The organism is uncultured Sphingobacterium sp., from assembly GCF_964277905.1.
Classification (GTDB): Bacteria; Bacteroidota; Bacteroidia; order Sphingobacteriales; family Sphingobacteriaceae; genus Sphingobacterium; species Sphingobacterium siyangense.
Window position 1 is genome coordinate 1 of the sequence record NZ_CAXYKD010000014.1, and the last position, 10,088, is coordinate 10,088.

Sequence of the window (10,088 nt, forward strand, 5' to 3'; positions counted from 1 at the left end):
GTCTAAATTTATAGATGCTTTATCTGACATGTTTATATATTATCTTATATCTGATTTGTTATGCTAATCTCACAAATTTAACTATTTGATATTTAAAATTGAAAGTTCTTTTGGAATTAAAATGACATGATTGCGTCATTTTGGATAATATTCACTAATTATTTACTTAAATAAGCAAATAATTTATTCAAATTTAACATTAACTTATTTTGCAAAAAATATCAATCTATTTTTCTTTGCGCAACCTTTCCTTTGTCTTCGTAGTTGCCCTGTTTACCCGATCCAAAAAAGGGGAGTATGACAAAACATACCAGAATAATAGAGGTTAGTGTCAGAATTCCTGTAGTCCACAATATTTTACTGAAGTTCTCTGCATCCAATAGCTTAATGCCCCAAAGCCCCAGTAGGAAATAGGTGGCAACGAAAAGTATCACCAAGGTGAATAATATACCGAATATGTATTTCATAGCTGAATTAATTTATGTGTTATGAATTGATTCACCTCGGTATAATTGAGCTGAATCGTGATATGAATATCCCCGCATGTATTATATTTTATTGAGGATCTGTTTTTTGAGCGTATCGAATTCTTCTTGGGTAATGATGTTTTCACGGAGCAGCAGCTGCAGCTTTTGAAGTTTCTCGACAAAGTCGCCCTCTTGCTGAATATGATCTTTGATCTCCTCTTTTTGGAGGTCAAACTGTTTTCCGAGTTCCATACCGACACCCAGCTGTGCACCTACACCCGCGATTCCCCCTTCATTTTTAGCGGCATCACGGAGCGCACGTAGTTTTTCTAATTCAACATAGCTCAGACCTGCCTGTTGTGCCGCTTGATTTTGTGTGCTTAAATCGGCGATTTCTCCGATTCTTCGTTGTGTATTGGCATCAAATTGAGTTCCTAAGATTTTGAAATCCGTAATGTCAAGACCAAGGTCATTAAAGTCTTGTTCAACAGCGGTCTTGATGTCGTTGGATAACAGTCCCAGTTGACTGTCAATTTCATTGTAACCCAGTTTCTTTTGTGCAATCTGCGCAATAATTTGTTGTGGGATCCGATTATTGATGATGTCTTGAATGACAGCTGTGTTGACCGTATTTTGGTTAGCTACAATGTTTTTATAGAAATGCACCGGTTCCTTGATGAGGTAAGAGAACGTACCATTCAAGCCGATTTCTATTGGCAAATTGTAATGGGGGTCGATATATTTAATAGGTGTTCCCGTTCCCCAGGATTGATTGACGATAGCGGCTGTGCGAAAAAAGTAGATGTAAAGCTTATGTTCGGATTCAAAATTCTGCCGTAAACGCGCTAAAGTGGTAAAGAATGGATGGTTGTCCGTTTTGAGGTTGTATGTTCCCGGTTCGGTCAGCAGGTTTTCACCTTTTCCTTCATAGACAAGGATGCAGCCCTGCCCTGGAGCGAGGATCAGCTTGCTGGAATTTTTGATCTCGTTCCTTTCGGATGGGAATTTATACCACAATAATCGAGGGTCTTGGTTTTTCCACTCGATGACTTCAGAAAGCTGGTTGTTAAAAAGATTAAATAGTCCCATAGTGTTTAATTTAGTGTGTCGAATTTGGGGTTATACCCTTCAAACTTGTTGATTTGTTTGCCGCTATTATCAAAATAATAATAGTCGCTGGCTCCCTTTATAATAAAACCATCTTTGAGGAGGCTCCCATTTCCATACATGGATTTAAGTTCTGTGGTCACTGTTTTTTGTATAGCGCCAGTTGTTACATCCAATAGTTGGATCTGGAAAGGATCGTCTTCGGCAGGCGTTGGTTTATACGCAATGAGTAGCGTTTTGTCATTCTGCGCAATGATTACAGGCTGAAAGTAAAGTCTTCCTGGCGTAAAGTCCTTGAAGCTGATCAGACGGGCGCCTTTAAATTGCCATGGATTAATCAATACCTTTTTATAAGGATCGCGGTCGGTGAATATGCCCGACCCGCCATAGTCTTTATCCCAGGAAAATCGCGGGCTATCTTTTGGGAATCCATATTGATATTGGTAACTGTATTGGATTAACTGGATTTTTTCTTCTGGATAATAACTGGATTTACTTGAAAAGGTAAATTCCGTTTTTGTTGTTGGGTTGGGAAGATTTTTCCTTCTTTCGTCGTACAGCTGTTTATCGGGAATAGATTTGTTAATCAAGGGATAATAAGCTAGGTTTTGGCCTTCATTGTTGACAATTTGATAGGCTGAGCCATAGTCTTCGTATTTAAATTCAACTTTGGCGATGCCTGTGCTTAAAGATGGCGCATCTTTTACATAGTTCTCTAGGACACTTTTATACGTGAGTGTATTTCTGTCCAGCTGATAAATGTATTTGGATTTGACGATGATATATAGATTCTGGTCTTCAAATACCTGAAGTTTGACGTCGCTACTTGATAGTTCGACGGGAGTTTCCATCAGAGCCTTTACCCATTCTTTTTTACCCGTTTTGGGATCGAAGAGCCCAATATAAACCTTATTGTCTTTGTTTTCGTCCATTCGTTTTCTGAAGGTTCCGACATTACCGACGACAACAACATGTGGTGTATTATCTTTATCCAAAAATAGCGTGTTGCTTGCGTAGTTCCATTCGAGAGGTTCTGCCTCTTCTTTTTTCTCTGCTGTATTGGAAGTGCTGTAAGTGGAATAATCGGGCGCTGGCTTTTTGGAGAAAATAGCACTTAGGGCTCCAATGACAAACATGAGCGCAATAAAGCCCACAACAGCAAATAATACAATCCGTATGGCTTTATATTGATCTTGGTTGTTGCGTGGGTAGTTATAGTTGTGGTTGATATTGATGTCATCACTATCCAGAAAAAATTCAGTTCCACAGCTATCACATTTGTAATAATCGGGGCGTAATGTGGTGATTTTTATACTACCACAATGCGGACATTTGATCGCTTTGATATTTTTAGCCATTGATCTTTCTTGTATTTGTTTTAAACCATCTCCTTTTGGAGTGAACGGTGCGACTGATTGCTATCAATTTTACATAGTGAAAACTCCTGTTTTTTCAATTGATGAAGCGATTTATGAATGAATTTAGAATTAAAATAAACGTATTGCAAATTTTCTGCCAGCTAACTTATATTCGTCGGATTTGAGTTTAAATACGCAAGAAATGAGCCACTTCTTTTTTTGGAGAGGTGAGAAAGGCCTTATTTTGGGAGAGATCCGTAAAGGAAAGAAAAAATATTTTTTGTATTTACGAATTATTCGTAGATTAGTGATAGATTAGAAAAAGGAAGATAAAGACATGGAAAAATTAACAGCACAGGAAGAGCAGGCAATGCAATCTATTTGGAGTCTCAATGGAGGTTTTATAAAAGAGATCTTGGATAATGTAAAAGGCGAGAAGATGCCTTATACGACTTTGGCTTCTACAGTAAAGAATCTGGAGCGCAAGGATTTTGTGAAAGCAGTACGCTATGCCAATGCCAAGCGCTATGAGCCGATGGTGAGTGAGGAAGATTATAAGGCCAAGTTTATGAACTCCTTTGTGGGCGATTATTTCAAAAATTCCTATAAAGAGATGGTTTCCTTTTTTGTGCAGGAAGAAAAACTGACGGCTGATGAGTTAAAGGAGATCATGGATATGATTAAGCATAATAAATCTTAATGGCATGGAAAGTCTACTAACCTATATTATACAAGTCAACCTGTTGTTGGGTATTATCTATCTGGGATATATCGGACTGTTGAAAGGCTTGACGTTCTATTTTTTAAATAGAGCCTACTTCTTAGTAGGGGGGCTATTTGCTTTTCTGTATCCGTTTTTGGATTTAAAGTCTTTGTTTGTACAGCGCGGATTGAATATGGGGGTCGTAGGCGAGCAAATTTCGCTTTATATTATGGAGCCGGAGGTTCAACAGCAGCTGACATTAGGGAGGCTGGTGGAAATCGTATTTATGGCCGGTGCTGTTTTATTGTTATTAAAATTTGTATTTCAATTATTGAGTTTATTGCGAATTCATCTGAATTCGAGGTCCGATCAATGGCGGACTTATCTATTCCGGAATGTGCTTATTCCTATTGTTCCATTTTCGTTTTTGAATAAAATCTATGTCAATAAAGGGCAGCATGTTGATGCTGAACTAAAAGATATTTTTAAGCATGAGGATATTCATGTGAAAGGCCTTCACAGTCTGGATATTTTACTGTTTGAAATGATATTGGTGTGTTGTTGGTACAATCCTTTCGTCTGGCTCATGCGCAGGGCCATTCGCCAAAATTTGGAGTTCCTGACTGATCAACAGGTTCTCGATAAAGGAATTGACAAGCAGACGTACCAATACAGCCTATTGAATGTGTCCAAAAAGGGCACTTCAGTAGGATTGAGCAATCAATTTAATTTTAAACTTTTAAAACGTCGTATTATGATGATGAACAAGAAGCGATCATCGAAAATAGAACTGAGTAAATACGCCTTTCTTTTACCCGTATTTTTATTGACGGGAGCAGCATTTACGGTAAGTAAAGCGGAGGGAAGTATAGAGGGGGTAGTTGAGAAGGCAAATGAGACAGTGTTACCTATTCAGTTACCAACAGTTGATTTAAAATCTCAGGAAGATCAATCAAATAGGAGTTCTACTGCGTTAGCGGATACTTTGGCTAAAGCAAATCAGGTAGAGGCGAGAGATTTTAAGGAGATCAAAAGATCTGCTATTGATTTTTCTAAAAATCAAAAGTATTTTGTGGATAATAAATTGGTTTCTAAGGCTGAATTTTTGGCTATTCCCGAAGGAAAACTGGCGAAGTACTGGTTTTCGAATGATAGTGATATGATCAAGTATCGGACGAAGTCTTCAATTGATATTGCTGGCGGAGCAATTTTGGCCAACACTGTTGAGATGCAACACCATTCGGATATAGCACAAAAAAAATTACGCTGTGTTATGAATGGTATTGTGCAGGAAAAGACTTTTACTGTGGATGATATCGATCCAAATGCTATAGCTTCAGTCTCGGTATTACAAGGTAAGGCTGCTATTGATAAGTATGGTGAAGATGTTGGGAAAGATGGTATCCTTGAAGTGAATTTGAAGGAAGGGGCTCATATTGGTAAAGATATGACCAAACTCAAAGGGCTTACGATAGGGGTGACGTATCGTGATGATCAGCTAACGAATGATAAGTCAACTGATGTGGTGTATGTTATTGATGGCAAGAGAGCAGATCAAAAAATGATGAAGGAGCTGGCGCTGACACCGGAAGAAATAGCGACTTTATCGGTTTGGAAGGATGATGAAGCGCTTAAGAAATATGGTGAAGATGCGAAGAATGGTGTTTTAGTTATTTCGACAAAAAAATGGGCCAGTGAAAATCCGGATAAGGTGAATAATAAGTTTCGTTTCATAGGGCAGGCAGATAAAAAGGACAATACAGGTAACACTCCCAAGATGAGGTTGAAAGGAGAGCCTTCGGAAGTTGTTGTGGTGGGTTATAAAAAAGAAGATGCGAGCGGAGGCGAACTCAAAGGCCGGGCAGAAGGAGTTACGGTCTATATGAAGGGACGACCTACAGATCGTGAACCGGGCAAGTTTGGTGCCCGTAGTATTGGTGGGATTAAGGGAGATCCACTATTTGTTGTGGACGGAAAAATTGTCGAAGACAAGAAGTTAAGTGAGTTGGACCCGAATACAATCCATACCTTGTCAATCTTGAAAGATCAAAGTGCTACTGCACTATACGGTAATCAGGCGAACGATGGTGTTGTCATTGTGACCACAAAGACCTATGCAAAGGAACATCCTGAAGCAGTGTCTTCTGATGTAGAGGACCGTCTGTCGGGAAAAGTGAAAAAAGTAATTAAAACTGAGTTGGGGAAGGAAAAAGGAGAAGTGCTTAAGAAAGAACAGGGGCAATAATCCATTTCACTCAAGCTTGAAAAAAGAAGCATACATGGCCGACACAGGGATGACTATACCTAAGTCCTTGCTTAACACGAGGTCGGTACAATAAAAGCACAAGAGTTACACAAGAAAAGCCGATTTATTCGGCTTTTCTGTTTGTGGAGTTGTTTTATTAACTTTGTAAAAACGAAAGGGTTATGGCAATATTATCATTTCAAATAGATTCTTCTGAAGTAGAAAAGATTAAAGCGGTACTAAAGGCACTCGGTGGGACAAAAATAAAAATTGAGTCTGAAGATAGATCGTCGAAATTAAATGACCGCGTGAAAGAAGCTAGGGCTGAGAAGAAAAAAGGCGAATTAGTCCAATTGGATAGCAAGAATATATGGGAAAGTATTTAATCCAATATTCGAAAAAAGCGATTAGAGATTTGCAAATGATTAAAAAATCAGGACGTAAATCTGATAGGACAAGAATTGACCTATTTCTCTTGGAAATGGAGGAGAGTCCGAGAATGGGGTCAGGCTCTCCCGAACAATTAAAATATTTTGACGGTGAAATTTGGAGTAGGGCGATCAATAAGAAAGATCGCCTTATTTATGAAATTTTTGAAGAAGAGATTGCTGTCGTTGTGATCCAAGCACTGGGGCATTACAACGACAAATAACTTATTTTGTATTCAAATTTGTCATCGTCAGCTCGATGCCGATATTGACAAAACTTTGGATCATTTTAACGGAATGGTCAATTAAAGCCGGTAGTTCAGCTTGTTCCTCTTTGTCAAAAGGGCCAAGTACATAATCCACTTGTCTACCTTTTGGGTAATTGTCTCCAATACCAAAACGTAGGCGCGGATAAACCTGTCCACCACAAAGCTGTTCAATGGATTTAAGTCCGTTATGACCGGCGCTGCTTCCTTTGGGTTTCATCCGTAGCGAACCAAATGGAATGGCCAGATCATCCACAATCACCAATACATTCTGAATTGGAACTTTACATTGTTGCATATAGTAGTTAACAGCCTTACCACTTAAGTTCATGTAGGTCGTGGGTTTAATTACTGTGACGTTGTGGCCTCTTTGCTTAAATTCGCTATAATAGGCTAACTTAAGCAAGGAAAAACTGGCGCCAGCCTGTTTGACAAGCTCGTCGGCAACCATAAACCCTATATTATGCCGTGTATCGGCATATTCACTGCCAATGTTGCCCAATCCAACGATAAGATAATTCATGATGCAAAAATAAAAATTTTAATAAACAAAAAAGCACCGAAATTCGGTGCTTTCTGTAGTATTTTAAGAATCTTGTTCAGATTATTTTTTACCACCTTTAGATGCTTTCGCTGCTTCTTGTTCAGCTTGACGCAATGCACGAGACATGATTACTGATACGATTGTATCATCAGCATTGTTTAATACTTTTGCGTTTTCCAATTGAATTTGACCTACCCGAACTGATTTACCAACTTCTAAAGATTCCATTGGTACAGCAATTTCTTGTGGTAGGTTTGCAGGTAATGCTTTTACGCGTAAATTACGTAATTTTTGAACTAATTTACCCCCCATTTTAACACCTGGAGAAGTTCCTGTTAATTTGATAGGAATATTCAATGATACTTCTTTATCATCAAATAATTCTAAAAAGTCAACGTGCGTAACTAGGTCAGTTAATGGGTGGAATTGTGCGTCTTGAACGATAGCTCTTTTAGTTTGACCTTCAATGTTTAATTCAACAATGATTACGTCTGCAGTGTAAAGAACTGGTTTCAAATCAGCTGCGGATACAGAAAGAGCTGTTTGCTCTGTACCACCGTAAAGTACTGCTGGTACTAAACCTTGGTAACGCAATTCTTTTGCATCTCTTTTCCCTACGTTCTGTCTTACAGAACCGCTAATAGCAATTGATTTCATCTTTTAATTTTTTATAAATTTGAGGTGCAAAGATAATCTAATTTCTGATATTATCAAAAAAATACGACCGCTATTAGTTCGGAAACAGATACTTATTCCAGGTTTTCGATTTTTCCATGTTCATGACTATGCCTATTCAAGGCTACTTATTTACCCTAAAGTATGACCAAATTGATACCATTTCCTATATTAAAACTGGAGTAGGACTCTTTTAACAGGGGTATAACAGGGGGTTAGCAGGGCTTTACCCCTGTTATACCCCTGCTAACCCCCTGTTACCCCCCTGTAAATCCCCTGTTATTGGAGAAGCTGACAGCAGTCAATTGCTAACCTATATACGCGATAAAAAGGGCTATTCGCCTGTGGTTAAAAGATAAGAATCAAGCGGAAGAGTGTTTTTAAATGTTTGTTGGTTTTTGGGAGAAGATTGGGTGGTGGCGCAATACAAAAAAAAGACCCTGGTCGTTGAGCTGAATGCTTTCTGTACCAGGGTCCAATATCTAGAATCTAAAACTCAAAGATTACTCTACTTCAAATAAATCAGAGATTGAAGAGTGCTGATTTACACTTGTGATTGCTTTTGCAAATAAATCAGCTGTTGATAATACTTTGATTTTGGTCGATTGTTTTGCTTTTTCTGGATCTAATTGAATGGTATCGGTTACGATCATTTCTGACAATACCGAGTTTTCAATCGTTTCATATGCCTTTCCGGACAACACAGCATGTGTACAAACAGCTCTTACAGATTTTGCACCATTTTCCATGATCAGTGCTGCTGCTTTTGAAAGTGTACCAGCAGTATCACAGATATCATCGATTAAAACAACGTCCTGACCTGTTACGTCACCGATGATAGACATCGATTCGATTTCGTTTGCACGTTTACGACGTTTGTCACAGATAATAACTTCTGCATTGAAAAATTTAGCAAAGGTACGTGCTCTGTATGAACCACCCATATCTGGTGAAGCAATCGTTAGATTTGGAAGTTTTAACGATTTGATATAAGGAACAAAAATGATAGAGCCATCCAAATGGTCAACAGGGATATCGAAAAAACCTTGGATTTGCGCTGCGTGCAGGTCCATGGTCATGATACGGTGGATACCAGCTGCAGTCAACAGATTGGCGATCATTTTTGCGCCAATAGCAACTCTTGGTTTGTCTTTTCGATCTTGTCTTGCGAAACCAAAGTAAGGGACTACCGCTGTGATATAATGCGCTGAAGCTCTCTTCGCTGCATCTGTCATCAATAATAATTCAAAAAGATTGTCGGTAGGTTGGTTGGTAGATTGGATAATGAATACATCGCTTCCGCGAACTGACTCATTGTAGAAAGGTTGAATCTCACCGTCGCTAAAACGTGACAATGTTTTGTCTCCTAGTGGTTTCCCGTAAGATTGTGCGATTTTTTCGGCTAGTTCTGTAGTGCCAGAACCTGCAAATAGTTTAACCGTGTTGAATTGCAAAGGCATGGTTTTGTATATTTATGTTGGGTTATTGTATTGTCGTTTATTCAATATTTTTATTCCCTTACTGTTTTTTAAAGTTAAACATTAAAAAAAATGGATTGTTTTCACAATCCATATACGCTTAACTTTAAAAGTTGTCCGACCTGGATTCGAACCAAGACAAACAGAACCAAAAACTGTTGTACTACCCTTATACTATCGGACAATGTCTCTAAAAAGTCAACGTTTCCGCTTTTCTCTTTTTGACGACGCAAAGATAGAGATTTGTTTTAAAAATCAAAATGTAAATTTAAAAAAATCTAAACCCTTTTATAAATAATAAGCCTTGCATATAACGCAGAAAAGGCTTGCATCTGCAAGCCTTTTCTATTGTTTGTTGTCCGACCTGGATTCGAACCAAGACAAACAGAACCAAAAACTGTTGTACTACCCTTATACTATCGGACAAACAATTCAAAAGTGATTGCTATCGTGATGATGTCGTTCACATTTGATGATGCAAATATACGGACTATTCTCATTTCTGCAAATAAAAATGAACTTAAAAGTGTATTAGGGCTGATTTTCAAAGAAATAATTTTTGTTTTGATTTGAAAAGAGATGCACGCTAAGCTTTTTTATCGAGATGTTGGCCCACAAAAGTACATGCGTGCTTTTGGGAATGCTTTCCTTTCAGCCAATATTGGATCGCGTAATGAAATTTTTTCAATTAATATGTGTTAAAAAATCAGAATAAAGTTCATTTCTTATTAACTTATCCTTATTTTCGAGCCGTATTAATAATACTTTTTACAGTTATCATTTTATGAACTATACTAAAATCAACAATCTTTTAGGA

Annotated in this window: 10 protein-coding genes; 4 read left to right on the forward strand and 6 right to left on the reverse strand. The window is 38.1% G+C overall.

The window, feature by feature from the left end:
* Positions 1 to 221 precede the first annotated feature (221 nt).
* The 3 genes from ACHWSC_RS07815 to ACHWSC_RS07825 all read right to left on the reverse strand — a co-directional run bounded on the left by ACHWSC_RS07815 (position 222) and on the right by ACHWSC_RS07825 (position 2,932).
* Positions 222 to 467, reverse strand: coding sequence for a hypothetical protein (locus ACHWSC_RS07815; protein ID WP_120333696.1), 246 nt, complete (start codon positions 465 to 467; stop codon positions 222 to 224).
* An 81-nt stretch (positions 468 to 548) separates the two neighbouring features.
* Complete coding sequence (locus tag ACHWSC_RS07820) at positions 549 to 1,556, reverse strand: SPFH domain-containing protein (protein ID WP_394676381.1); 1,008 nt, start codon at positions 1,554 to 1,556, stop codon at positions 549 to 551.
* Between the two features lie 5 nt (positions 1,557 to 1,561).
* Positions 1,562 to 2,932 carry a hypothetical protein gene (locus tag ACHWSC_RS07825; protein ID WP_394676382.1) on the reverse strand — a complete coding sequence of 457 codons (1,371 nt, stop codon included), beginning with the start codon at positions 2,930 to 2,932 and terminating at the stop codon, positions 1,562 to 1,564.
* A gap of 337 nt (positions 2,933 to 3,269) precedes the next feature.
* On the opposite strand from ACHWSC_RS07825, the gene ACHWSC_RS07830 reads away from it, so the two are divergent.
* From ACHWSC_RS07830 to ACHWSC_RS07845, 4 genes are all read left to right on the forward strand, one after another.
* A complete protein-coding gene (locus ACHWSC_RS07830; protein WP_075994224.1) occupies positions 3,270 to 3,632 on the forward strand; it encodes a BlaI/MecI/CopY family transcriptional regulator in 363 nt (120 codons plus the stop codon).
* 4 nt (positions 3,633 to 3,636) lie between these two features.
* Positions 3,637 to 5,880, forward strand: coding sequence for a M56 family metallopeptidase (locus ACHWSC_RS07835; RefSeq protein WP_394676383.1), 2,244 nt, complete (start codon positions 3,637 to 3,639; stop codon positions 5,878 to 5,880).
* A 182-nt stretch (positions 5,881 to 6,062) separates the two neighbouring features.
* Entirely contained in the window at positions 6,063 to 6,266 is a 204-nt protein-coding gene (locus ACHWSC_RS07840; RefSeq protein WP_088162982.1) for a hypothetical protein, read from the forward strand.
* Entirely contained in the window at positions 6,251 to 6,532 is a 282-nt protein-coding gene (locus ACHWSC_RS07845; RefSeq protein WP_286732932.1) for a type II toxin-antitoxin system YoeB family toxin, read from the forward strand. The genes ACHWSC_RS07840 and ACHWSC_RS07845 overlap by 16 nt, the downstream gene beginning before the upstream one ends.
* A gap of 1 nt (position 6,533) precedes the next feature.
* Here ACHWSC_RS07845 and pth read toward each other — a convergent pair whose 3' ends face one another.
* The 3 genes from pth to ACHWSC_RS07860 form a co-directional block, all read right to left on the reverse strand.
* Complete coding sequence (gene pth / locus ACHWSC_RS07850) at positions 6,534 to 7,097, reverse strand: aminoacyl-tRNA hydrolase (protein WP_075994222.1); 564 nt, start codon at positions 7,095 to 7,097, stop codon at positions 6,534 to 6,536.
* An 81-nt stretch (positions 7,098 to 7,178) separates the two neighbouring features.
* Positions 7,179 to 7,775, reverse strand: coding sequence for a 50S ribosomal protein L25/general stress protein Ctc (locus ACHWSC_RS07855; RefSeq protein WP_075994221.1), 597 nt, complete (start codon positions 7,773 to 7,775; stop codon positions 7,179 to 7,181).
* 521 nt (positions 7,776 to 8,296) lie between these two features.
* Positions 8,297 to 9,253 carry a ribose-phosphate pyrophosphokinase gene (locus tag ACHWSC_RS07860; protein WP_046672755.1) on the reverse strand — a complete coding sequence of 319 codons (957 nt, stop codon included), beginning with the start codon at positions 9,251 to 9,253 and terminating at the stop codon, positions 8,297 to 8,299.
* Between the last annotated feature and the right edge of the window lie 835 nt (positions 9,254 to 10,088).